This window comes from Microbacterium sp. X-17 (genome assembly GCF_039615055.1).
On sequence record NZ_JBDHNI010000003.1, the window covers coordinates 755,230 to 778,557 of the forward strand.

At 64.0% G+C, this 23,328-nt stretch carries 19 protein-coding genes; 4 read left to right on the top strand and 15 right to left on the bottom strand.

Features of this window, described 5'->3' with window-relative positions; genetic code table 11:
- Positions 1-98 precede the first annotated feature (98 nt).
- From ABCS02_RS17825 to ABCS02_RS17850, 6 genes are read right to left on the bottom strand one after another with little or no spacing between them, the layout of a single operon-like run.
- On the bottom strand, positions 99-1,085 hold the full coding sequence (locus ABCS02_RS17825; protein WP_345837007.1) for a sugar-binding domain-containing protein: 987 nt from the start codon (positions 1,083-1,085) through the stop codon (positions 99-101).
- A 41-nt stretch (positions 1,086-1,126) separates the two neighbouring features.
- Positions 1,127-2,104 (bottom strand): TIM barrel protein, encoded by a 978-nt coding sequence (locus tag ABCS02_RS17830; protein ID WP_345837008.1) that lies wholly within the window; start codon positions 2,102-2,104, stop codon positions 1,127-1,129.
- Complete coding sequence (locus ABCS02_RS17835) at positions 2,101-3,603, bottom strand: FGGY family carbohydrate kinase (protein ID WP_345837009.1); 1,503 nt, start codon at positions 3,601-3,603, stop codon at positions 2,101-2,103. Before ABCS02_RS17835 ends, ABCS02_RS17830 begins: the two co-directional genes overlap by 4 nt.
- Complete coding sequence (locus ABCS02_RS17840) at positions 3,600-4,556, bottom strand: transketolase C-terminal domain-containing protein (RefSeq protein ID WP_345837010.1); 957 nt, start codon at positions 4,554-4,556, stop codon at positions 3,600-3,602. The genes ABCS02_RS17835 and ABCS02_RS17840 overlap by 4 nt, the downstream gene beginning before the upstream one ends.
- A complete protein-coding gene (locus tag ABCS02_RS17845; RefSeq protein WP_345837011.1) occupies positions 4,553-5,455 on the bottom strand; it encodes a transketolase in 903 nt (300 codons plus the stop codon). Before ABCS02_RS17845 ends, ABCS02_RS17840 begins: the two co-directional genes overlap by 4 nt.
- Positions 5,452-6,333: a nucleoside hydrolase gene (locus ABCS02_RS17850; protein ID WP_345837012.1), complete on the bottom strand. Its 882-nt coding sequence runs from the start codon at positions 6,331-6,333 to the stop codon at positions 5,452-5,454. The genes ABCS02_RS17845 and ABCS02_RS17850 overlap by 4 nt, the downstream gene beginning before the upstream one ends.
- A gap of 166 nt (positions 6,334-6,499) precedes the next feature.
- Between ABCS02_RS17850 and ABCS02_RS17855 the strand changes: the two genes are divergently transcribed.
- The 4 genes from ABCS02_RS17855 (at position 6,500) to ABCS02_RS17870 (ending at position 13,013) form a co-directional block, all read left to right on the top strand.
- The gene (locus ABCS02_RS17855) at positions 6,500-6,913 is read left to right on the top strand and encodes a hypothetical protein (RefSeq protein ID WP_345837013.1); all 414 of its coding nucleotides are present in this window, start codon (positions 6,500-6,502) and stop codon (positions 6,911-6,913) included.
- A gap of 92 nt (positions 6,914-7,005) precedes the next feature.
- On the top strand, positions 7,006-8,742 hold the full coding sequence (locus tag ABCS02_RS17860) for a DUF5605 domain-containing protein (RefSeq protein WP_345837014.1): 1,737 nt from the start codon (positions 7,006-7,008) through the stop codon (positions 8,740-8,742).
- Positions 8,743-9,106: 364 nt separating this feature from the next.
- The gene (locus ABCS02_RS17865; protein ID WP_345837015.1) at positions 9,107-9,973 is read left to right on the top strand and encodes an ArdC-like ssDNA-binding domain-containing protein; all 867 of its coding nucleotides are present in this window, start codon (positions 9,107-9,109) and stop codon (positions 9,971-9,973) included.
- A 319-nt stretch (positions 9,974-10,292) separates the two neighbouring features.
- On the top strand, positions 10,293-13,013 hold the full coding sequence (locus tag ABCS02_RS17870) for an AAA family ATPase (RefSeq protein ID WP_345837016.1): 2,721 nt from the start codon (positions 10,293-10,295) through the stop codon (positions 13,011-13,013).
- Between the two features lie 9 nt (positions 13,014-13,022).
- On the opposite strand, the gene ABCS02_RS17875 is transcribed toward ABCS02_RS17870, so the two are convergent.
- From ABCS02_RS17875 to ABCS02_RS17915, 9 genes are all read right to left on the bottom strand, one after another.
- Positions 13,023-13,421: a hypothetical protein gene (locus tag ABCS02_RS17875; RefSeq protein ID WP_345837017.1), complete on the bottom strand. Its 399-nt coding sequence runs from the start codon at positions 13,419-13,421 to the stop codon at positions 13,023-13,025.
- Between the two features lie 54 nt (positions 13,422-13,475).
- Positions 13,476-15,512 carry a DUF87 domain-containing protein gene (locus ABCS02_RS17880; protein WP_345837018.1) on the bottom strand — a complete coding sequence of 679 codons (2,037 nt, stop codon included), beginning with the start codon at positions 15,510-15,512 and terminating at the stop codon, positions 13,476-13,478.
- A gap of 23 nt (positions 15,513-15,535) precedes the next feature.
- A complete protein-coding gene (locus ABCS02_RS17885; RefSeq protein ID WP_345837019.1) occupies positions 15,536-16,717 on the bottom strand; it encodes an SIR2 family protein in 1,182 nt (393 codons plus the stop codon).
- Positions 16,718-17,109: 392 nt separating this feature from the next.
- Positions 17,110-17,553 carry a single-stranded DNA-binding protein gene (locus tag ABCS02_RS17890; protein ID WP_345837020.1) on the bottom strand — a complete coding sequence of 148 codons (444 nt, stop codon included), beginning with the start codon at positions 17,551-17,553 and terminating at the stop codon, positions 17,110-17,112.
- Between the two features lie 110 nt (positions 17,554-17,663).
- Complete coding sequence (locus ABCS02_RS17895; RefSeq protein ID WP_345837021.1) at positions 17,664-18,137, bottom strand: hypothetical protein; 474 nt, start codon at positions 18,135-18,137, stop codon at positions 17,664-17,666.
- On the bottom strand, positions 18,134-18,538 hold the full coding sequence (locus tag ABCS02_RS17900; protein WP_345837022.1) for a hypothetical protein: 405 nt from the start codon (positions 18,536-18,538) through the stop codon (positions 18,134-18,136). The genes ABCS02_RS17895 and ABCS02_RS17900 overlap by 4 nt, the downstream gene beginning before the upstream one ends.
- Complete coding sequence (locus tag ABCS02_RS17905) at positions 18,538-20,343, bottom strand: TraM recognition domain-containing protein (protein ID WP_345837023.1); 1,806 nt, start codon at positions 20,341-20,343, stop codon at positions 18,538-18,540. Before ABCS02_RS17905 ends, ABCS02_RS17900 begins: the two co-directional genes overlap by 1 nt.
- Positions 20,340-21,788, bottom strand: a complete 1,449-nt coding sequence (locus ABCS02_RS17910) for an ATP-binding protein (protein ID WP_345837024.1) — start codon at positions 21,786-21,788, stop codon at positions 20,340-20,342. Before ABCS02_RS17910 ends, ABCS02_RS17905 begins: the two co-directional genes overlap by 4 nt.
- 5 nt (positions 21,789-21,793) lie before the next feature.
- The gene (locus ABCS02_RS17915) at positions 21,794-23,326 is read right to left on the bottom strand and encodes an SCO6880 family protein (RefSeq protein ID WP_345837025.1); all 1,533 of its coding nucleotides are present in this window, start codon (positions 23,324-23,326) and stop codon (positions 21,794-21,796) included.
- Positions 23,327-23,328 lie beyond the last annotated feature (2 nt).

The following is a 23,328-nucleotide window of genomic DNA, read 5'->3' on the forward strand; positions in this document are numbered from 1 at the left end:
TCTGCTGTCATTGGTTGGTGGGCTAATAATGAGTCGCTCCAGACCACCGCGTCATCTTGTTTGTTGGGTGTCTTTGCGCAACACGCTAGTAGCGTGATTCACGCCATGAGCCGTTGGGCTGTCCACCGATCGGTGACGAGAATGTTGATCCATCGACCCACGATTGCGCCGCGAATTGCGGTGAATTTCCGTTCTCCACCAGCAACACCAATGCGGCGAGGAATTGTCAGAAGGGTGTCTCGATCGATTCCGAGAACGCGGTCATCGAAATCAGTCTCGACCGGCCGTCCTTCCTCGTCGAAGAACCGGAGGCACACGTCCCCAACTCCCCCGGCTGCCCGGAGGGCGGCGCTCTCGATCTCGTCCACGGCATTCCCGGAGGAAGCCAGCAAAGCGGAGGGTTCCAGAGTTCCGATACCGGCGAGGAGAAGCGTGAGGTTGCGCCACTCCGAGGCGAGCAAACCGAGGTAGCGGTCGCCCATGAGAGCGTCCCTCGCCGACTTCGACCCGACAACTCCCGGCGCGGGGAAGAACTTGGGCACAGCCCCTGTCACGCGCGCAAACTGATCCGCGAGGTGGTTGGCCTGTACCTGCACGTCCGGCCGGCCGACGCCGCCGAGAACCTGCACGAGCTCACGCGTGGTCCTAACTGGAGCAGTCGCTGCCATCGAATTGACTGTCGCCAACAACGTCTGCGACCACGACGAGATCCCGATGCGTTCTGTAGTCGAAAGCGAACTCTCCAGGTAGAGTGCCGCGGCCGAGCCCAACGCTGCCAGGACTGATAGGTCGTCCGCGGCGATCGGCTCGGCGACGACCGCGTCGATCAGCCCATATTTCTCTGTCAGCGCCTGCTCGAGATCTGAGTAGAGACCCTCGGGCGAAATCACGACAGTTCGGACAATTCCGGCCTCCGTCGCCTGCTTCAGCAAACGGGAAACCCGGGATTGCGATAGGTTCAGCCGTTCGGCGATCTCCGGCTGACGCAGCCCTGCCTCGTGGTACAGCTTGGCCACCTTGGTGACGAGCGGGAGGCGTTCGTCGGTGGACTGCACCAGCGAGGCAGCGCTGGTCGAATCGGTCATGCCGCCAACTCTAATCGGCGAGCCCGCCAAGGCTTGCGATCTCACCAGCCATACAGTGCGTCCTGAGCGAGCTCCATGGCCTTCACTGCATCCTGCTGCGTCTGTGCCTCCGCCAGGGCGGCGAAGTCCAGCCGGTCGAGACCGGCCTCGGCCTTCTTGAGGAAGCGGATAGCCGATTTGGCAGCCTTGACGCTGTCCTCTCGGAACGGGAACTGGTCGAGCTGCCAGACGCCTTCCCAGCCGTTCTTACGGAGCGTGACGAAGAACTCGAACAGCTCGATCGGGTGGACGGTGCCGGCGATCATATCGTCGTCCCAGGATCGCAGGTTGTCGTTGACATCCATCCCGAAGAGCCGTCCATAGTCGATCGCCAGCTGGGCCGAGTCCGCCGGGCTTTCACCGCCGAAAAGAGCGTGGCCGAAGTCGAGCAAGATTCCCACATTGGGCAGGCCGATCTTCTCGATGCCCAGCAGGGTGCGAGCGACGGAGTCGAAGGCCATGTGGACTCGCGGCTCACGCGGCTTGTATTCGATGACGAACTTGAGGTCGGGATTCTCGCTCGCAAGCTGGCCGACTCCGTCAAGGGACGCCTTCCAGAGCGTGCCGTAGTCGACCTGGAACGGGTAGTCCCAGCCGTCCTGGCCGGGCCACAGCTTCACATAGTCGGCGTCGAAGGCGCGCACCTGGTTCGCGGCGTCGCTGATCAGTTCGTGTGCAAGGCGACGCACGCCGGGGTCGGGGTTCGTGAACGAGCCCTTTGCGAAGACTCGCGTGTAGATCTCAGGGGTGATGCCGATGACGCTGAGCTTGTTGCGGTCCAGCGCTTCCTTGATCTGCTCGTTGCTGAAGTCACCGCCGAAGAACGGGTAGTTCAGGTCGACGACGTCGAGGTCGCCGACCTGGCCGGCCAGGTCGATGGCGTCGAGGATGGTACGCGGCTCGCCGTAGCCGTCGGTGGCGTAACGGTCGACGTAGGTGGCGAAGTGCCAGATGCCGGCACCGTACTTCTGGTTGCTCATGGGATCTCCTTCAGCGTGTCGTAGGTGAAATCAGGACGGTCGGTGGGGCGCAGCCTGGCGCGGTCGACGGCAGCGCGCCATCGAGAACGCCGTTCGGTACGTTCGGCGAAGAGGGACTCGGGCTCGAAGAAGTCAGCCGCTGTTCCCCAGGGTGCGACGCCGTCGGGCCAGATTCCAGCGGTCTGTCCGGCCAGCCAGGCTGCTCCGAGCGCCGAGAGGGATGTGCGCTTCGGGCGGACAATGGTGCGACCTGAGATGTCTGCCTGCAGTTGCATCACAGAGTCGTTGCCGGCAGGCCCCCCGTCGACGTGTACCCGTTCGATGCGGGTGTCGACCCCGGTATCGGCGGCGGAGAGGATGTCTTCGATCTGGAGGGCGATAGACTCCACAGCCGCACGCGCGAGCTGGGCGCGATCGGTTCCGAGGGTAAGCCCGCTGATGATCCCGATGGCGTTCTCGTCCCACCACGGTGCGCCCAGTCCAGCGAAGGCGGGCACGAGGTCGACCGTTGCCGGGGAAGCGTTCTCCGCGAGGCGGAAGATTTCGGCCGCGTCAGTCCCCAGCAGTTCGGCGAGCCACATCGTTGTGCCGCCGGTCGAGAGAATGTTGCCTTCGAACGCGTGGGCGATCCGGCCGGCACGAGACCAGGCAATCGTGTCGGTCAGCCCGCTGACGATGCTTCGACTGCCGAGACCCATGACGGATGATCCGGTGCCGTAGGTGACTTTCACGGAGCCTTCTTCGCGGACGCCGTGGCCAAAGAGCGCCGCGTGCGAGTCGCCGAAAACGCCCAGGACGGCTGCACCGCCAAGGTCGAGCGCACGCAGAGGTCCGCTCGTTGCGTCCGAATCTACGACGGTCGGAAGCGCCGCGAGGGGAACGCCGAAGGCGTCAAGGAGGATCTCGCTCCATTCCCCGCTGCGGTGGTCGAGCAGCTGGGTGCGGCTGGCGTTGCCGCGCTCAATGCTCCGACCGCCGGTAAGACGGTGGATGAGCCAGGCGTCGACGGTGCCCAGCGTGATCTCACCGGCGTTTGCGCGACGACGGTCCGGGTCGATGCGGTCGAGGATCCAAGCGAATTTGAGCGCGGAGAACATCGGATCGACTGGAAGCCCTGAGATGTCCCGGATCTCCTGCCCGATCATCGAGGCTTTGAGGCGCTCCGCTGCTGGCGCGGTTCGGCGGTCTTGCCAGCCGAGGACCGGACTCAGCGGTCGGCCGGTCGCCGTGTCCCAGACGACCGCAGACTCACGTTGTGTGCTCAACCCCACGCCAGCCACCGGCCGGTCGATCTGGGAGCGAAGCGATCCGAGCACAGATTGGACGGAGCGCGCGATATGCTCGGCGTCCTGCTCGACCCATCCAGCCTGCGGGTGGCTCAGGCCGAGGGGGACGCTTGCGGTGGCGAGGATCCGGCCTGAGGAGTCGAGTGCGAGCCCCTTGGTCGACCCCGTGCCCTGGTCGACGCTGAGGATCACGCCGTCGCGGATGGTGTTCATCGTGACAATGCTCGCAGGGCGGCGGCCCGGATGTCAGGAGCGGTCAGGCCGGCGTTCTCCAGCAGGAAGTTCACGCTTCCGGTGGGAGCGAATTCGCGGAACCCCAGGATCTCAACGGGCACGAGCTCTGGTCCGCCCGCAACGCTGGCTGCCACGGCCGCGCCGAGACCGCCGGCCACGTTCGCCTCTTCAACGGTGACGATCGCGCGTGTCTCATGCGCCGCCTCTGCGATCGCCTCCGCGTCGAACGGGGAGAGGTAGACGGCGTTCAGGACGCGGACCGAGGTGCCCTCCGACTCCAGGGAGTCGGCCGCGCGCAAAGCCCGCGGCACCATCGTTCCGGCGGCCACAATGGTCACATCTGTGCCCGGGCGTAGCTGCTGGAAGCGACCCCGCTCCAGCGTGGTCGTCTCGAAGGCCAGGTCGGGGACCTTGAACCGGCCGACGCGGATGTAGGTCGGTCGGGGATTCTCGGCGGCCTGGCGGATCGCAGTCCGGGTCTGGCTGCGATCGGCGGGGATGACGATGTCCAAGCCAGGCAAAGCGCGCAGCCAGGAGAAGTCCTCGATCGAATGATGTGTCGGGCCGAGTTCGCCGTACGCAACGCCCGGGCTCATTCCGCAGAGGATAACCGGCAGTTGGCTGTACGCAACGTCGGCTTTGACCTGTTCGAGGGCACGTCCGGTGAGGAACGGGCCGGCGCCGCAGACGAACGGGACGAGCCCGGCATTCGCGAGGCCGGCGCCAACACCCACCATGTTCTGCTCGGCGATGCCGACATTGATCAGGCGGTCGGGGAAGCGCTCCCGGAATCCGCCGAGGTTGCTGGAACCCACGGAGTCGTTGCACACGGCGACGACGCGCTCGTCCTTCTCCGCGAGGGCGATGAGCTCCTCGGCGAAAGCGACGCGGTTGTCGAACGTCTCGATCGAGGTGTCGGTGGTGGTGGTCATGCCAGTTCCTCCAATGCCTGCTGGACCTGCTCAACGGAGGGCACCTTGTGGTGCCACTCGACGCGGTCCTCGATGAACGAGACACCTTTGCCCTTGATGGTGTTCGCGATGACGGCGACGGGCTTGCCGGTCGTCGACGGGCCGAACGCTTCCAACAGCTGCGAGTAGTCGTGGCCGTCGATCTCCCGCACCTCCCAGCCGAACGCGTCGAGTTTCGCATCGAGCGGGTCGAGGCGGTTCGTCTCTTCGGTGCGGGCGCCCTGTTGGAGTCGGTTGCGGTCGACGACGACGGTGAGGTTGTCCAAACCGAAGTGCGCGGCCGACATGAAGGCCTCCCAGTTGGAGCCCTCCTGCAATTCGCCGTCGCCGGTGACCACGATCACGCGGCTGCCGTCCTTCTTCAGCTTCGCTCCGATGGCGGCGCCCACACCGACGGGGAGGCCGTGACCCAGCGGACCGGTGTTCGTTTCCACACCGGGGACCTTGTTCCGGTTCGGGTGTCCGTTCAGCGGCGAGAGCGGCTCCATGAAGGAGGAAAGCCGGTCAGCGGAGAAGAACCCGGCGTACGCGAGCGTCGAATAGAGAGCAGCGGAGCAATGGCCCTTGGAGAGGATGAGCCGGTCTCGGGCAGCCGCGGTCGGGTCCGCGGGGTCGACATTCAGCACTGCGAGGTAGGCGACGGTCAGAATGTCGGTGACCGAGAAATCGCCGCCGATGTGGCCGAGTTGCGCCCGGTCTATCATCGTCACGATCGAGCGTCGGATGCCCTGCGCCCACGCGTGCAGCAGCTCCCCGCGCGCATCTGGGTCAGCGCCGGCGATCGCGTTTCGGGCGGCGAACCAGCGTCTGCGAGCGTCTTGATCGACCACGAGAGGTGGAGGGGTCGGCACGGTGGTCATCGTTCTTCTTTCCGGGCGTGAGCGGTGATCTTCGCGAACATGTCCTCGAGCAGGTAGCGCACATCGACGCTGTCGGCGACGCGCACCGATCGCCCTTCAACGGGGATGTTCGTCATTCGGGCGCGTTCGTCGAACACGCGAACAGGATGGTCTCGCCAGACCGCGCCCAGCGGGTTGAGCACGACGCTGACGGCAGGAGAGTCGCCCAGCGACCGATATTCGATCTCGGGGTCGACGTACTTCGCGTTGAACTCCTTCAGTTGACGTACGAGGTACGCCCCGAGCTCGCCCGCGGGCGCGACCCTCTCGTCGAGCTCGGCATAGCCGACGGAGACCATCTGGTAGACGTTCATCGGGATCTGCCAGACCCTCAGCCGCGACTGGAAGACCACGTTCGCAGCGGCAATGTCGTTGGAGAGATTGAACTCGCCATGCTCGCCGCCGACGATGTCGTCATACGGGGTGCCGCCGATCCAGACCACGGTCAGTTCGGGGTTGTCGGCAATCGAGGGCTCGAGCAGAAGGGCGGAGGCCATGTCCGTCAGCGGGCCCAGGAAGATGACGAAGAGCGGGCCAGGCTGGGCAGCGGCGTCGATGATCAAGCGAGCGCCGGCAGAGTCCTGCGGTGTCGAACTGTCCGCGAGCGCACGCTCAGCACCGTTCGCCACCACGGGAGGGTTGTCGAGTGCCAGCAACTCGAGCAGAAGCTCGATCTCGTCGCGGCTCTCCTGGGTGCTGCGCGTCGTGCGTCCTTCACCGAAGTGCGCCGCGATCACCCCGTCGATCTGAAGGGACGGGGACAGAAGCGCGTGGACAATGGCGAACTGGTCGTCCGCCTCGTTCTTGGCGTCTGTGTTGATGATCAGGCGGCGTTTCACTGCGGCTCCGAAATGAATGAATAGCTATTCACGGACAAGATTTCATTCATACTGGCATGGATCGATCCCCTCCGGGGAAGAAGTGGACCTTGTTGCGCAAAATGTTTCTAGTGGAGTGTCTTCGGGCTTAGTCTCGCCGAGACCTCCTTTTCAGACGGACGAGACCATGTTCATGTACTTCCCCGCGTCGACGCCAAAGCCGTTTTGCGCGCGCATCGTTAGCGAGTCCGCTCGTTATCACTGGAGACCCACAGTTGTGGTCTCCAGTGACGACGCTGCCGCAGCGCTGCGAGAGGGCAGCGGCGTGGACATTGCGATCTGGAACCTGATGGCACTCGGGGAGGCCCCCGGGGCCAGCACATCGACGGCGTTCACGCGGCTACTCTGCAGCCTGGTGGAAGAGCACACACTCCGACTCTTTGAACTGGAACTGTGCTGCATCGACGACCTCGCGCTGCAACTGTGCGAGGCGGCGAAGCCAGCTATCGCCGCGAGCCTCGCGACCGTGAGGTCGCAGATTCAGGTCAACGTCGTCCGCGCCGCCGAGAGTGAATACTCAAACGCGCTTGTACCCGCATAGCGCAACGTGCTCGGCAAGGACCTGCCTATTGATCCACCCCATATGGTCTCTACACAGAGACCCGAGATTCACATGAGTAAGGAGACGCGACGGTGCGCACGTTCGACCAGTACGCCAGATTCGGGGACGCCCTGGACAACCCGGAAGCGGGCGCCCTTCTGCAGCGCACCATCCCCGAAATCCTGAACTCGTCACTTGCGACGGCGCTCCGGGACTTCCCACTTGGCGGTTTCCTCCGCTTCGCTCTTGCGCCTGACACTGAGAAGGTCAACTCGCTTTTGGAGCAGCTCGCGGTGATCGAAGACCGCACTCCGCTTCCCGAGGAGACCCCCGCGATTCATCCGCGCGCGGACTACGAGACTGCCGACACCCCTCAGGCAAGCGCGGTGGTCACTCTCCCGACGACCGCGTTCGTCAACAAAGCGGCCGAGATCATCATCGACGGCCCCTCCCACAGAAACCCGTTCGTGGATGTCGAGTTCTCGGCACAGTTCACGTCCGCCGACGAGAGTCTGACCGTCGGAGGCTTCTACGACGGGGACGGCAGCTACGTCCTCCGATTCCTTCCGCCAGTGGCTGGCACCTGGGCGTTCACCACCATGTCGAATGCGCGTTCGCTCGACGGCATCTCTGCCACGCTCGCCGTGGCACCCAGCGATGCGCCGGGTCCAGTGCGTGTGGGGGATCAATACGGCTTCGCCTACCGCGATGGCACACCGTTCACCCCGATCGGGACCACCGCCTACGCCTGGACGCACCAGCCTGAGGCGCTTCAGAATCGCACCGTCGAGACGCTCGCGGACGCGCCGTTCAACAAGCTGCGGATGGGCCTGTTCCCGAAACACTTCATGTACAACTCGAACGAGCCCGCCGACTTCGTCTTCCCGAAGAACCCAGACGGGTCGTGGGACACGGAACGCTTCGACGTCGCCCATTTCGCGAAGCTCGAGGCCCGGATCCGCCAACTGGACGAGCTCGGTATCCAAGCCGACATCATCCTCTTCCACCCCTACGACCGGTGGGGATTCGCCACGCTCGGCAAGTCAGTCGACGACCGCTACATCCGTTACGTCGTCCGGCGCCTCTCCGCTTTCCCGAATGTGTGGTGGTCGATGGCCAACGAGTACGAGCTCCTTGTCCACAAGCGCCCCGAGGATTGGGATCGACTCGCCGAGCTGGTACGCACCGAGGATCACGCCGACCACCTCCTCTCCATCCACAACTGGTCCGACCTGTTCGACTACTCCGCCCCCTGGGCAACGCATGCCAGCATCCAACGCGGCGACGCCGAAATGGGCAAGCGCATCGACGAATGGCGATACACCTGGGGCAAACCCGTAATCGTGGACGAGTTCGGATACGACGGCGACCTCGACGCCGGCTGGGGCAACCTCACCTCGGAGGAAGTCGTCGACCGGTTCTGGTCCGGAATGGTGCGCGGCGGCTACCTCACTCACGGAGAAACGTTCTACCGCGACGCCGAGGAGATCTGGTGGTCCAAGGGCGGCACCCTCATCGGCGACAGCGTCGCCCGCATCTCCTTCCTGCGCCGCATCGTCGAAGAGTCGCCAACCGGGCGGATCGAACCGCTTCCGTCGGACTGGGACGCGGCATGGGGTGGCGTAAAAGACCAGTACGCCCTCATCTACTTTGGTCGCCACCGTCCGCGCTTCCGAGATGTGACGATCCCGGAGGGTATGAAGGCGAGGATCGAAGTGATCGACGCATGGAACATGACGATCGACACTCTCGACGGTATCCATGAAGGGACTGTGCGAGTCGACCTTCCCGCCCGGCCGCTAACTGCCATCCGCCTTCGATCGGCCTGAACCTCCAGCCGAGTCGACCCCCTCAATGAGTCGACGCACCTCCCGAAGAGGCGACCAGTGCAGTTCTGCTGGTCGCCTCTTCGATGGGGCAGCACGGCAGCCACCTGATCATCACTCAACATGCAGTGCGCGTTCTAATCGGTCTCGTTCTTTGCCGATTTCGCTCCGCGAGCATACGCACGCCTGCTCCTCCGACCGATGAACCCGTCACCGTGGCGTCCCGCATGTGGCAGGGGAAGGTGCTCCGCACCTGCGATCCTCAATCCTCGTAGTATCCGGTGCCGGAACCCCCGCCCTCCGGGTCAGCCGCACGTCGGCGCACTGCGCCGAAATCGGCGAAAGAACGATGAGGGAGGTAGGGATCATGGGCGGCAAGGTCAGCACCCGAAGCGCGGAGGAACGACAGCACGAAGCGGAGGCACTGCACGCGTCGATCGTGGAGCAGGTCCAACAACTCGTCGACAGCGGTCAGTGGCGTGTGTTCTTGGAGTTCGCCCGCTCCTTCCACAACTACAGCCTGAATAACCTCCTTCTGATCTTGTCGCAGGACCCGGACGCCACGATGGTGGCCGGGTTCCGGCAGTGGCAGGCTAACGGTCGACAGGTACGCAAAGGCGAGAAGTCGATCAAGATCTTCGGGTACCGAGAACGGAAGACCAGCGGTGATCACGAGATCGACGAAGCCCGCGCGAGCGACCAGCGGGTGGTGCGGTACTTCCCGACGCTGTCGGTGTTCGACATCGCCCAGACCGACCCAATCGACGGGGCGCAGCCGCTGCCCGAGGATCCGACTCGACGACTGATCGGAGACGACGACCACGGCGTGATCGCTCCCCTGACGTCTCACCTCGAGGCGACCGGATGGAGCATCCACAGGGCAGCACTAGCCAGCGCGAGTGGATACGCCGATCCCGGTTTGCACCGGGTGACACTCGCCGAGAACCTCGCGATCGAGCAGGCCGCGAAGACCCTCATCCACGAGACCGCACACATTGAGCTCCACCACATCGACGACGTCGACGAGTACCGCACCCACCGCGGCCGCATGGAAGTCGAAGCCGAGTCAGTTGCCTTCGTCGTCGCAGGCCTGTCCGGTTTCGACACCAGCGCGTACAGCGTCGGCTACATCACCGGATGGGCCGAGAATGACGTCACGGTCATCCGGGACACTGCGTCGCGCGTGTTGAAGACGGCTCACGCGATCGCGCGGATCATCGAGCAGTACGAGTAGTCGGCCTGAATAGATCAAGAACCCCAACCCATCTTGGGCTGGGGTTCTTCTCTGTCCGGATGAGCGCGGGCGGCGACGATACACGCGATTGGAACAGGGATGTGGGAGAACAGCGAGGAAGGAGGAAGCGAGACAAAGTCAGACAGAAATGAATAAGCGGAGGAACGAAAGCGAAGAAGAGACGAAGGAAGGGATAAGCACAAAAGGATGAAGAGGACAAAGAGAAAGAGCGAATGCACGTAGGCACTCTTCGAGATGTGCGCGCCGAGCGCGCGCCAAAATGAGCGCGCAACCGGAACGTGTAAGTGTGAGAGGTGGAGTGGCGCGCTGGAAGCGCGGGCAGGCGGCCCAAGGGGTCAAGCAGGCGGTGCGCTATGCCTTCGGCGGTGTCTGTGACGCGACCTTGACTGCCAAGACCGCCGACGGCGCTCTTGCCGCCGCGGGGTATGCGGATGCGGTGATGAGCCGGCACATCGTCGAGAACGCCGCCATCCGCGACGATCTGCTCACCCGGTCCCAGTTGAAGGATTGGGTCGACGGTGTCGACCCGCTCACCGGTCAGCGGCGGGGCCGGGATCTGGAGTCGCCGGTCGCGGATCTGATTCTGGATGCGACGATCAACGCACCGAAATCGTTCTCGATCGCAGCGATGCTGGACCAAGAACTAGCGGCCGCGTACGAGGATCTGCAGGACCGGTTGCGGGACCGGATCATCAAGCTGTGGCAGACCGAACTAAACGCCCGACGCGGCAAGCAAGGGGCCGTCCGCGAAGGGCTCGCCCGTATCGAGGTCGTCGAGCTTCGGCATGAGCGGTCGCGCTCGTTGGACCCGCACAAGCACCGCCACCTCTGGCTGAATGTCAAGGTTCAAGGTCTCGACGGGAAGTGGTCGAACGTCGACACTCGCGTCGCTCTCCGGTTCCAGAACGTGGTCAACGCTGAAGGTGACCTCGCCTCCCGGACTGACCCTGTCTGGATGGCAGCGCTCGCCGCGAAGGGGTTCACGCTGGACTCGGATGGGGAGATCGCGCAGCTGCAGCATCTGGTCCGGCCGCTGTCGAAACGGTCGACTCAGATTGAGGCGAACAAGGCGAGCCACCTGCGTGCGTGGAGGGAACAGCACCCCGACGAGGAGCCGTCCTTTTCGGTGCTGACCCAGATTGATCAATGGGCCTGGGCGGCCGGGCGGCCGAACAAGCCGGGGCAGCTGAACGAGGGCGATTGGGAGTCAATAGTGATCGCCGAGCTCCTGCACGCCGACCCGGAGCTTGGTCGACCAAGGAGCGACGTGGCGTTACGATCAGTCGTCATTGATGACCTCGACGTTGAGCTCCTAGCGGCTAAGGCAATCGTGGACGCCGATGCCCGGTCGACAGGCACAGGTGGTCGGTTCAGTGACATGGATATCCACGCCGGAGCGATCCGAGCGATCTCCTCGAGTGGCGTGATTGCCGATCGGTCGCAGCTCGCTGACCTGGTCGACGAGGTGGTCTCCCTCGCCGCCCGGACTCACACGGTCACGCTCCTGTCGGAGTCAGATGTTCCCGCGCACGTCAAGCGGCGAATGGCGACCTCGACGGCGTCACTTAAGGCCACCGTCGCTCATCGAACTGAGTCGCTGGCTGTACCGGGCGAGGTGCTGCCAACTGGCGAGATCATCGCGGTTGCAATCGCGATCGAACCTGAACGCAAGCTCGACCAAGGGCAGGCTCGAGGCGCCTCTTCGATTGCAGGATCGGACCGGATCGTAGCAGTCTCGGGCGCGGCCGGAAGTGGTAAGACGACAATGCTCAAGGTGGCGGGCGCTGCTCTTCGTCGTCGCGGCCGGCACATGATCATCGTCGCACCCACAAAAAAGGCGTCCGCTGTCGCGGGTCGCGAAGCGGAGAGCGCATCGTCATCTCTCCACCAGCTGCTCCACGACTACGGCTGGCGGTGGATCAGAAATCGAGCCGGGGCAACTGAGTGGTCCTGCTTGCGCGTCGGCGAGATCGATCCGACAACCGGGGCTCAGTATGCGGGCCCCCGGATCGCAATCCGTGGTGGCGATCGAATCGTCGTGGATGAAGCCGGAATGCTCGACCTCGAAGCCGCTAACGCACTTCTGGACATTGTGTCTCGAACAGGCGCAGGCGTCGCACTAGTTGGAGACCAATATCAAGCCCTCCCGGTTGGGCATTCGGGCGCGATGGCGCTCTTCTGGCGTCGCGCAACTCGTCAGGTCCAGCTCGACACGATTCACCGCTTCAAGGACCCGGCGTGGGCGGACCTGAGCCTCAGATTCCGCAACCCGGACAGCCGTGACGCCACGGAGGTTGCCGAAGAGCTCGTTCGAACCGGCCACGTCGTCGTCGCACACAATGACTTCGAAGCCCGTAGTTCGATGGTCGCAGCGTGGTTCGAGGCCGCCCGCGCGCGACAGAGCATTGCGCTGGTAACCGCGACACATGCCGAAGCACAGTCCGTCAACGAGGACATCCAGAGCCTCCGCATCGCCGACGGGTCAGTCGACACGACGAGTCGAACGTTTGGACAAGCGGCGCAACCGGTATTCGTTGGTGACATCGTCCAGACGCGACGAAACGACAGCGCAACGGATGTGCAGAATCGCCAGAACTGGGTTGTTAGGAGTGTCACAGCCGACCACGTAATGCTCGCGTCAGACCGGGATTCGACCGATTTGCGAAAGATCACTCACGAGTACGCCGCCTCGCACCTCCACCTCGCCTATGCCACAACCGTCTACGGCGTCCAGGGCGAGACAACGGACAGATCGTTCGTAGGTCCGGGTGTCGATGCTGCGGGTTTCTACGTTGGGCTGACGCGAGGCAAGCAGAACAACGTTGCAGCGGTCGTTGCGACCACCCGAGCGTCGGCCGTCTCTGAACTCGTCGAGACGATGCAGCGGCGCCCTGTCGAAGAGACTGTTGAAATGTCGCGAGCAGCGGCACGGACGGAACTCCTCCGCGCTGCTCGGCTCCAAAGCGATCCCGTCAGCGCCGCCGCGACGGAACGGACCACAGGCCCGGCGCTGCGATGAATCGATCGGCTAGTTGACGGCCAGCCCGCTTAGTCGTAGTTGCCGGCCAACGCGGTTCGCACCATCAAGGTTGCCTCCCTGCGCGTCGAACCGGAGGAGGGCTAAGCCGAGAACGTCTGCACGGTCCTGAGCCTCCGGCAGAATACCCCCAGATAAGAAGAGCAATGGGTAGCGCCCATCGGCAGATGCCGTGGCCGCGGCCTTTTCAACCGCGTCAAGCCCAAGGTTCCCGCGTCGATTGTCCACCCAAGCAAGAAACCGGCTGCTGTAGAGATCGCAGATCGGTTTGACGGGGTCGGAAGCAACGACAACATCGGGTGCCCCCAAGTAGGTCATCCACTTGCGACAGAGCTCGACAGCTTCTTGATCCGAAGCTCTCCAAGGTAATGGCTGTGGCAGGTCAAGCATGCACCCAGTGTGCACCCAACCGCCGCGCTAGACGTCGCGAGCCAGTGGCGCTTTCTACGCCGACCCCTGCCACCCGGCAACGACGTCGTCAATATGTTTCGGGAGACGTTCCAAGTTATGGGGGTCAGTCCAGCTCGACATGAAATCGGGGTCGTTGCTCTTTGGCGGAACGAGAACGTCCCGGATTCGCACAGCTGCAGGGACCCCTACGCTTACGCCGGTTACCAGCGCGTGTTGCTGAGCGAGTCCGGGCAGCTGATCGAGCAGTGCCCGCGAGCTCAGCGCTGTCGCGTGACGGAGAAGAGCCTGGTCAGCCTCATGGGTGAGCCGATGAGCGATGACCGTCCCGCATTGGGCGACTACGGTTTCGCTGAGCTCACTTGGCCGTTGACTCGCGAGAAGCAGGGACAATCCGAACTTCCGCCCCTCCTTCGCGATTCGCTCGAAGACCGAGGTTGAGCGACTTCCTGCTCCGCCAACCTCTCGTCGCGCGGGAATGAAGCGATGCGCCTCTTCTAATACAAGCAAGACCGGATGAGCAGCGCGTGGCTCACTTCTCACCGCGAAGTCGAAAAGTATGCGGCCCAAAAGCGCCGTGACGTTCTCTAAGACATCGCTGGCAACAAGGCTTAGGTCGAAGATCGTGACTGAAGCGCCTTCGCCGTGCTGCGATGCTTGGTGCCGGTAGTTCGCCGCTGCGGGCCAGTCCGAAGCTTCCTCGCCCTGGGTGGGATCTTCGCCCATAAGGATCCGGAGGTACGAGCCAAGAGGGTCGGAGTGCTTCTCGATCCGAGTCATGAAGTCATAGCGGCCGTCTGCGAGCAATCGACTAAGTCGCATTTGCAGAGTGGCCACATAGCCAGCGATCTTGTTGTCGTTCGCCTGTTCCAACTGGACGCGGTTGGGTAGGAAGTAGTCGCAAAGCTGTTGTAGATCGTAGTAAATCGGTGCATCGAAATCCGCACCGGCAGCCCCACTCCCTAGCCCAAGATCATTGAGCGCTGCGCCTACTTCCGTTTTGAGCTTGCGTGCAAGCTCTCCAATAACTTCTCTGTGCTTTGGAGTTAGAGGGGCCCATTTGGGGTTGTCGGTAAGCCCGGAGTTTGTCAGGGCTGATGACACGAGTTGAGCCATGGCTTGCCATCTCGCTTGAATTGGCGAGCTCTGCTTCGCCTGAAACTGGATTAGTCGGTCCAGGTCGGCGAGTTGTCTGAATGTCGGCCCCTCTGCGTCCTTGGTGTTGGTGAAGTTGGATTCGACTATGGCGATTGTGCTGCGCACGTTGTCGAGTCGATCGGCCTCCACCTGTGACGTTGCGCCGGAGACCCTCGCATCTGCGACGGCCCTCTGCAGCACAGGCGCTTGAACACCTTCACTTGCTCTAAACAGGGCCAGATGTTCTTCGTTGTTCATGAACCAATGCGGCAGAAACAACGCAGAGTCGGTTCCGGGCGCTGGACCCAGCACGACGGTCCTAGTCCTTCTACCACGCGGCGTATCTGCGGCAAACGACTGCGCGTACTCACCGTTGATGTCGAATACGACGATGTGGCCGCTCGGTATGTCCTTTTCGAGCAGGCTATCTACCAAGGCGGTGACCGTGCAGGACTTGCCGGATCCGGTAGAGCCGACAACTGCGCAATGATGTCCCAAAAGAAGGTTAGCGTCGAGAAACACATCCTGTTCCGCTGCAATCGCAGCTGAACCCAGGCGCAACGACGCGGTCTTGTTGGGCAAGAAGATGTTTCTAACCTCCGCCGGCGTCGCCGTTCGAACGGGCGCGTGAAGCGACGGATACGCCGTAAGCCCGGACTTGAACTCGTCACCCTCGAAACGACCCACTACCGCGGCTTCCAGCTCGTAGGCGGCTTGATCGTCTTCGCTTAGGAGGCTCCGAGTTCCGTTCGATTCATTTCGGCTGACGATGGAAACGCCGGTCACGATCGCGACGACACGATGAGCACCCGCAGGTGCCGTGACGTAGGAATTCACGACTCCAACCGTCTGAAGGCCGTCGGGACCAACCTTGGTGAAGCCCTTCGCGCCAATATCGAGCGACACACGGAGTATCGCGCTTTGCACGGCCGTCACTCGACCGATGACCCCTACATCACTCATTCCTCGTCGCCACCGTCATCATCTGATGTCCCAGCGGTGCCGCTAGCAGACGTGATCTTTTCAAGCGACTCGACGAGTGTCATGATCGCGGCTGGCGCATTTACCTGCAAGTCAAGGCCCGGCTCTGGCAACAAATCGACGAGATTAACAAACTCGCCGGCGGGTCCAGTGAGCACTGCAATTCTCGAATCATCCGCTCTTGCCAGGGCTCCGAGCGGGGTCTCACGCGTCGGAAGAGCCCTCCCTTCAAGGGTGCTACCAACCAAATCGTCATCCAGAACTGCCTTGGCAAGGTCCGTCTTTTCCAGAATCGCATAAGGGTCAACCGCAAGTACGTTGATCGCTGGGTTGATCGCCAAGCTTCTAAGGAGAATGCGATTGATGTGAGGGTCGCCAAACCCGTACCCGACTGTGAGAACTGCCGTGTCGTTCTGTTGCACGGCATCGCTAAGAAGCCGCATTAGGTCTGAGTAAGGGTATGAGAGCGAGTCACCCTCTTTTGCCGTCGTTGGGTAGATAAGTACTGGTTCCTCGACCGAAGCTGTCCCCGCTTCCACCTGGACAACCTCCAGAGTCGTGACACCGGCGGTATCTCCGATCTTCGTCTTCCAGTTCACGCTTCCGTGGATCTTGTGGAGATAGAGAGCACTTTCAGCACGTGCCACTACCTGCTGCGATGTGGTCTCCACCCGATGAAAATCGAGACCGTAGTAGGCGAGATTCAATCGGCGATCAACGGTCCCACTGAATCCATCGATGTACGGGTAACCAAGTTCATCCAGCGCGCGCTCGATAACCAGGTCGTAATTCGTCGTGAAAATCTTTGGTCGCGGGAGGTTGGCGCGACGGCTCCTTACAATCCGCGACAAGAACTGCCGATGGGCAGCGAGCGGGTCGGGTATGCCGCAGTTCGAACTCGGAATGATGCACGCGTTGGCGAATGCCACGTTGATCTTGCCCTTGAGGCGACCGATTTCCTCTTTGGTGAAGCCCTTTGCGTCTTCGCCGGTACCGAATGTCACCTCGGCGAGGCCAGCTTGGTCGGCTAGTGAGGCGGCGAGCTGCAGACCGTTCAGCAACTTTTCCAGATCGCCGCTATCAGTCGGATTTAGGAAGGCCAAGAGTTCGGCATCGCTGCTGTCTAGCGCTTGACCCGCTTGGCCGATGAGCTCTTCCACAGCCGAGTTGTCCAGATTTCTCGTTTGCGGTGACCCCAGATGAAACGACGCCCCTGACCCCACAAGGACAACTAGATTTTGAACCTGGAGCAAAGAAGCGATGTGGTCTTTCGCTACGTGGCTGTCCTGCGGGCTCAAACGAGACTTGACTACGCCACCAACCAGGAAGAGTCCCGGCGCCGCATTCCCGCAAGTTGGATCAGTCACGTTGCCCCCATCAATGGCGCAACGAACAGAGCGCCGAAAGCCAAGCTATCGGTTGAGTCGCCGATCCTCCGGTTCTCGACCCGTCTCGGCAGACGTGTCGTGGGTTAGTCCGATTTGAAGTGAGACGGACTTGAATACGCGTGGGGTGGGACCAGCGAAACGGTCCCACCCCACGCGCGAAACCCTTACGCCCGCGAGGCGCCCTGAGTTTGTGACGCTCGAGCAAGAGCCGGCCCCGTTGCTGACACCACGGGGCCGTCAGCTTTTGGGGCGCGGCGGGTGACCTCTGCGGTCGTGTAGCGCAGGGACGGGCCGACGCTGTCGGCGACGACTTCGGTGGCGGCGCGGGGTTCGCCGGTGGCCTGGTCGGTCCAGTGGCGGAACTCGAGGTTGCCGTTGACGATGACAGTGTCGCCCTTGGCGAGGCTGGCGCGGACGTTCTCGGCGGTGCGGCCGAAGACGGTGGTGCGGTGGTACTGGGTGTCGCCGTCGACCCATTTTCCGTCTTCGAGCTTGCGGTCGGTGACGGCGACGGTGAACTTGGCGAACTTGGTGCCGTTCTGTGATTCGCCGTAATCGGGGTCGGCGACGAGGTTGCCTTCGATGCTGATCGGGACTCGTGTGCTCATCGTTCTGTTCCTTTCAATTCCGCGGCCACTCCTTGGGTCGCCTTCACTTACACGTTCCGGTTCGAGAGGAAAAGATGCGCGCAAATGGCGCGCAATCTGGGACGCACGACCTACCCTCCGGCGTGGCTGCGGCCGATCCAGTCGGCCCACTCTGTCGGGACGGCGTCGTCGCCGGTTTGTGGGAGTTCGGTGTGACCGTTGTGGCATTCGCCGTTGTACCAACTTGCCAGCCGCGGAATGGCGACGGCGAGGCGTTCGTGCCAGCCGATGGGTCCGTAGCCGGCGTCGAGGCTGTCGTAGGAGACGAGCCAGGCGGTGTGTAGTGCGGAGAGTTCTTCGACGAGGGCGCCGTGCTTGAACCAGCACGGCGGGATCTTCCGCGAGGCGAGGTTGTAGCGGTGGGTGAACCAGACCACCCATTCCCGGAGGTCGGTCCAGACCTCCGGGGCGTCCGCGTTTCCGAGGGTGCGCCAGTTGATGACGCGGATACCAAGCATCCCCGGCGACTGCCGAGGTGCTTGGTCCCACCCCTCGGCCAGTGTCGCGACGAGTACGTCCTGGGGGATGCCGTCGTCGTCGGTCATTGCTGTTCCAGCGACGCTTCGATGTAGTGGGCGATCTTGGCCTGCAGCCTTGCGATGGCCTGCAGGGACGCGGTGCGGCGGGAGACGAACCCGGAGAACACACGGTCGCGGTCGATGAGCTGGTGCACGTATTCGTGGCAGCGCGGGTGGAGCGCCGTCAGGTCCTCGTGCTGCTCCTTGGCGGTCCAGCCATGTGGCGTCTCGGTGACGCCACGGTAGTCAAGGTGGTGCAGCTCGAGGGAGTGGGAGCCACCTGCGCCGAGGCAGAGGGCGCAGCGGATCGTGCCGTTGCGGTGTTCTTCCTCGAGGAACCAGTGGTCGCGGCGCGCGAACCACGCTCCGGAGCGTAGGTAGTTGGTGCGGTAGGTGTTGTCCCGGGCGGGACGGCGACGGTTGGACATCAGTTTCCCTCTCCCGCTGATCCTCGGCGATCGAGCGCGGCTTGGTACTGTTCGGCGAACACGACCTGCTGGTCAAGCTCGGTGAGCTTCTTCCCCGTGCTTACCTGGCGGGCGTCGTCACGGTCGGTCCAGCCGCGCAGGTCGAGGAGGATGCCTCGCCTGTTGCGGTAGGCGAGCAGTCCGACGGTCTCGGGCATGCGGCGGATCTCGTCGATCGTCATCACCGGGACCTTCTCGTTCTGCACGTTCGTGGACGATCCGTTGTCGTTGTACGAGTGGCCGGTGTTCCGGATCCGCCGGTTCCCGAGAAGAGATTCGATGTCCCGTAGGTGGTCGACGTCAGATGCGCCGCCGAGCAGGAGCTTGGCGGTGGCGGCCGACCAGATCGTGTCGGCCTCGGACCGAGACCAGGCGGTCTCAGCCTGCGACAACGCCTGCAGAACAACGATCGTGGATATCCCGATGCCGCCACCATCTGCCATGATCCGCGGCAGTGCGGGCCAGGAGAACATGTTCGCGATCTCGTCCAAGATCAGTGCGAGCGGGAGATCCAGCCGCGACCCGGGCGAGGCGAGGGCTTTGCGGCGTGCGGTTTCGACGATGTCGTCGAGGATCGCGCCGAGGAACCCGCCGACGGAGCCGGCGCCGGCGCCGGTGCCGATGAGGTAGAGGCTGTTGGAGCCGGCGAGGAACGCGTCGAGGTCGAACTGCTCCCCCGGTCCGGGCGTCATCGCCTTCCGGATCGACGGGATGGAGAGGGGGCGGAGGGCGCCGAAGACTCCGAACCAGGAGTTCGCCAGGAGCTTCTCATCGCCGTTGATGATCGCGTCCAAGTCTTCCGACCAGCCGGGCGACCCCTGGTTGGCAAGCACGCTCACGGCTTCGCGTGCGAGCCGCGGGTTGGAGCCCCACCGCGCCAAAGCATCGGTGCCACGCTCCGATACTGCTGCAGCGTGGAGCAGTCGGGAGAGCACCGAGGAGGACACTTGAGCCCATTCCTGGTTGGTCTTCGACGCACCAAGGGCGGTGCCGGCGATGATCGCCTGCCCTCGCTGGTCCGCCACGAGAGGGTCCTCGCACCCTGCGACCGGCGAGATCCGGAGCGCGGAGCGGACGCCGGTGAGCTCTTGGGGATCGAACACGGTGACCTCGCCGACGCGGGCGCGTTCACGCATGGTGGCAGAGAGGTTGTCGTTGCGGGTAGAGGTGGTGATGAGCGGGCCGTCCCAGTCGAGAATGGCGTTGATGATGAACCGGTAGCCCTTTCCCGAGCGGGGCGCGCCTTCCACGACGATCGAGTCTTCGATCGACACGTAGACGTCCTGCCCGTGAGCGCTGCCGACCTTCCACCCCGCGGCGGACGGCTCAGGGTTCACCAACGATGGGCGCAGGTTCTTGGCGCGGTGGAGGGCGGTCCGGGCGGAGGTGTGCTTGCGGACCTCGCCGGGCTTGGCGAGTCCGTCACGGCCGCGGAGCTCGTGGATGAAGTGCCGGTCGGACTGTCGGTACCGAAGCCACCAGACAAGCGCTGCAGCCACGACACTCAGAAGCAGGAAGACCGCGAGGATGTCGAGCACCCGGACCAAGGTGACCGGCGCTTCGCAACCGGGAACGATAGCGAATCCACTGGGGTCGCCACCCATGGCCAGTTGGAGGCCGGCGAAGACGCTGCCGGGCTGGCCTCCCCCGCCGCAGGTTGCGATGATGGTTGCGCTGGCAATGCCGGTGGTGAGGGCGCCGGCGGCGACGATGGCGAAGAGGCAGTAGAGCGCGAGCTGGGTCCAGGACGAGCCGTGAGTTCTCATGCTCGCTCACCGCCCATGGCGTCAGTGCGGAAGATCCCGAGTTCGTAGTCGGTACAGATGTTGCGCACCTTCGCGACCCGGTCTTGACCGATCTGCCAGAGCCCTTCGCCTTTGTGGAGTTTGCGGACCAGGTCGGCCTGGGTGTCGTTCCAGCCGAGAATCTCCCGCGACCGGGCGATCTCCCCCGAGTGCTGCGCATACGAGATCCGGGTCTCACAGTCCGCCAAGAGGCCGAGCGCGCGGGAGTGGAGGGCGCTGTTGCGATCGCCTAAGGCGTCAAGGTCCGCGACACGGTGCAGCAGGTACCAGTTGGAGGTGCCGAGGTGGCGTGCGACCTTCTCGTCCTCGACCCGGTCGGCGAGGCCGTCGCCGCCGGAGACGTCGTTGAGGAGTTCGACCGCAGCCTCTTCATGGATGATGACCCGCGCCTGCCGGTTCGCACCCAGGCTGGAGCGGCGGATCCAGTTCGCCGTCGCCAGCCGGGCCAGCGCCTGCGCTTCGGGGGACGCGCCCTTCAGCGCGGAGGTGTCGACGACCATCATCGGTGCGTCGGCGTCGAACCGGACGGTGGAAGGGCCGTCGAAGAACCCGGTGAGATCCCCGGACACCATCCGGCGCAGGGAGTGTGCGAGCCGGTGGCCGGCCTCCGCCACCTCGACCGGGAGCGCCTGGTCGGGGTCGACGAGTCGGTTGTAGACGTGGGTGATGGTAACCGTTGACTGGCCGCGGAGAGCGTCGAGTGCGACGTCGAGGGCGGTGTGCTCGACCGGCTCCAGGTTCCCGCCTTCCCGGAGCCGGCGGATGATCGTCTTCACCGTCGCCCTACGGTACTGGAGCACGTTCTGGTTCCAGTCCTCATCCGAGAACGAGAGGTCCCGAGGCCCCTCATCAAGCAAGTTGATCCGGGCGGCTTTACCGGGCCCGACGGAGATGGAGGTGCCGCCGACGTAGGCGGCGACGCGCACCCACTCCCCGTTCGGGTCGTGCGGGACCGCGACCTTCCGCCCCAGCCGGGCCAGCCGGGAGGACCAGGACTTCGCGAGCATCGACTTTCCGGTGCCCTTCACCCCGAGGATGGCAACCGAGTGGGAGCGGACGGCCTCAGCCGAGTAGGCGTCCCAGGGGTCGAAGCAGAACGGGGCCCGGGAGAGCAGGTTCTCGCCGATGTACGCCCCGGTGAGGATGTCGCCGGTCTCGGCCAGGAACGGGTACGCGCCGCCGAGAACCTTGGAGCTGCAGCGGTGTGCGGGTGGGGTGGCGCGCAGTGGGCCACGCAGGTTGTGCGGCCGCTTCCACCCCCACGCCGGCATCTTCGACGCCGGCAACTCCGTGCTCTGAAGCTTCCACGACGAGTCCTTGTCCGTCGTGGCGGTCTGGCGGTGGCGGCCGTTGGCTCCGGGCTTCTCGTTCGCTGGGATGCGGCCGATGACCGTGTTCGGCTTCATCGCACTCACTCCCCTTCCAGCGGAACAGGCAACGCCGCGGTCACGAACCCGGCAGCCTGTTGCCCCGACATCGACGCCAACACCAGCCGTGCCGGGTGCGACGCCTGCTCAATGTCCGTGCGGGCCTTGGCGAGGGCGTCCTTGGACTCGGCGGAGATGGTGACGAACCCGCGGTACTGGACGTCGCCGAAGCCGTCGACGAGGTCGTGCTCCCGAACCGCCAGGTCCTCCTCCTCGCGGAGGTGGGTGAGCGGGATCCGGGACGACAGCTTCATCCGGATCGTCGCGGCGGTCTCCATGTCGGACTGGGCCCGGTTCAGCTGGGCCAGCGCCTTGTGCGTCGCCACCGGCCGCACCTGCAGGGTGATCACCCGGGTCGCGTCGCCTGCGTAGAGGAGCGGTTCGAGGAACCCGGTGCGCACGTCGGTGCGGGGCCATTCGGCGACCCAGAACGTCTGGTGCCAGGACTCATCGACCCGCAGCGCATCCCAGCCCTCGTCGATCCCCATCACCGGCGACGGCGCAGATACAACACTTGAGTCCTGTTCACGCCGTGTGGCCGCCGCCACGGGGTCAGCGGAGAGCGCGTTGAGCTCGTCGAGCTCATCGGAGGTGAGCCAGCCGGCCGGGGTGAGCCGGGCGTGCTCCATGGCGGTCTCGATCCCGGCCACCCGCTCCTTGAGTACAGCGGCGAGCCCGGTCAGCCCCTTTCCGGCGTCGCGGATGGCACCGTTGAGGGCCGCGGTGTCGAAGGTGAGCGTGATGTAGTTGGTGAACCCCATCGACCGCTTCGACGCCGCCTGGGTCAACGCCCAATACTCGCAACGCAGCTCGGCGGTGACTTGCGGGTCGTGCTCGTTCTCCCGGACGACGAGGTAGTCGCGGAGCTCGTTCGAGGAGGCTCGGTCGACGCGGATCCGGATGGTGGTCTCGCGAACGCCGGGGAGGTTTTCCAGGGAGCTGAGCCATTCGACGAACCCGTCGTAGGCGGCTTCTTGGGTGCCTTTGTCGCGGAGCGCCCATGCCTTGGACCCGACGCGGACGGTGACGGAGGCGAGACGGCCGCGGGCGTTGTAGATGAACCCGCCTGCGCCGGGGATCTGGACGATCTGCACGTCCCCGAGCGCACCCGGCAGCAGGAACTTGGAGGTCACGACCGGGGTCGCGGCGGCGACCTTGGCGTGGCCAACGTTGAGGGAGGCGATGGTGACACGGAACCAGACATCTCGACGGAACACGGTCTGCCCCGCCATGCTCCGCAGCAGGTAACGGGTGGCTTGGGCGACGATCACGATGACCGGTTCGCGCCGGTAGGTGGCGAGGGCGAAGAACACCACGACGGCGACGATCGGCAGCATCACCCAGATGGCGTTGCTGTCGATGAAGAGAGTGGAGAGCAGGATCGCGATGGCCGCGCCGATCACGACCAGCTGCATGAAAGTGAGGCCGAGGAAGATCCCGCGGCGTTCCCGTGCGGCGAAGCGAACCCGGGGGGCGCCTTCCTCGGTGATGATCTGGTCGGCGGTGAGGGTGGTCATGC

Coding starts and splice junctions, on each gene's coding strand:
- ABCS02_RS17905 (WP_345837023.1), bottom strand. CDS start 20,343: ATGAGAACTCACGGCTCGTCCTGGACCCAGCTCGCGCTCTACTGCCTC.
- ABCS02_RS17855 (WP_345837013.1), top strand. CDS start 6,500: ATGTTCATGTACTTCCCCGCGTCGACGCCAAAGCCGTTTTGCGCGCGC.
- ABCS02_RS17865 (WP_345837015.1), top strand. CDS start 9,107: ATGGGCGGCAAGGTCAGCACCCGAAGCGCGGAGGAACGACAGCACGAA.
- ABCS02_RS17875 (WP_345837017.1), bottom strand. CDS start 13,421: ATGCTTGACCTGCCACAGCCATTACCTTGGAGAGCTTCGGATCAAGAA.
- ABCS02_RS17840 (WP_345837010.1), bottom strand. CDS start 4,556: ATGACCACCACCACCGACACCTCGATCGAGACGTTCGACAACCGCGTC.
- ABCS02_RS17910 (WP_345837024.1), bottom strand. CDS start 21,788: ATGAAGCCGAACACGGTCATCGGCCGCATCCCAGCGAACGAGAAGCCC.
- ABCS02_RS17915 (WP_345837025.1), bottom strand. CDS start 23,326: ATGACCACCCTCACCGCCGACCAGATCATCACCGAGGAAGGCGCCCCC.
- ABCS02_RS17845 (WP_345837011.1), bottom strand. CDS start 5,455: ATGACCACCGTGCCGACCCCTCCACCTCTCGTGGTCGATCAAGACGCT.
- ABCS02_RS17825 (WP_345837007.1), bottom strand. CDS start 1,085: ATGACCGATTCGACCAGCGCTGCCTCGCTGGTGCAGTCCACCGACGAA.
- ABCS02_RS17890 (WP_345837020.1), bottom strand. CDS start 17,553: ATGAGCACACGAGTCCCGATCAGCATCGAAGGCAACCTCGTCGCCGAC.
- ABCS02_RS17835 (WP_345837009.1), bottom strand. CDS start 3,603: ATGAACACCATCCGCGACGGCGTGATCCTCAGCGTCGACCAGGGCACG.
- ABCS02_RS17900 (WP_345837022.1), bottom strand. CDS start 18,538: ATGTCCAACCGTCGCCGTCCCGCCCGGGACAACACCTACCGCACCAAC.
- ABCS02_RS17895 (WP_345837021.1), bottom strand. CDS start 18,137: ATGACCGACGACGACGGCATCCCCCAGGACGTACTCGTCGCGACACTG.
- ABCS02_RS17830 (WP_345837008.1), bottom strand. CDS start 2,104: ATGAGCAACCAGAAGTACGGTGCCGGCATCTGGCACTTCGCCACCTAC.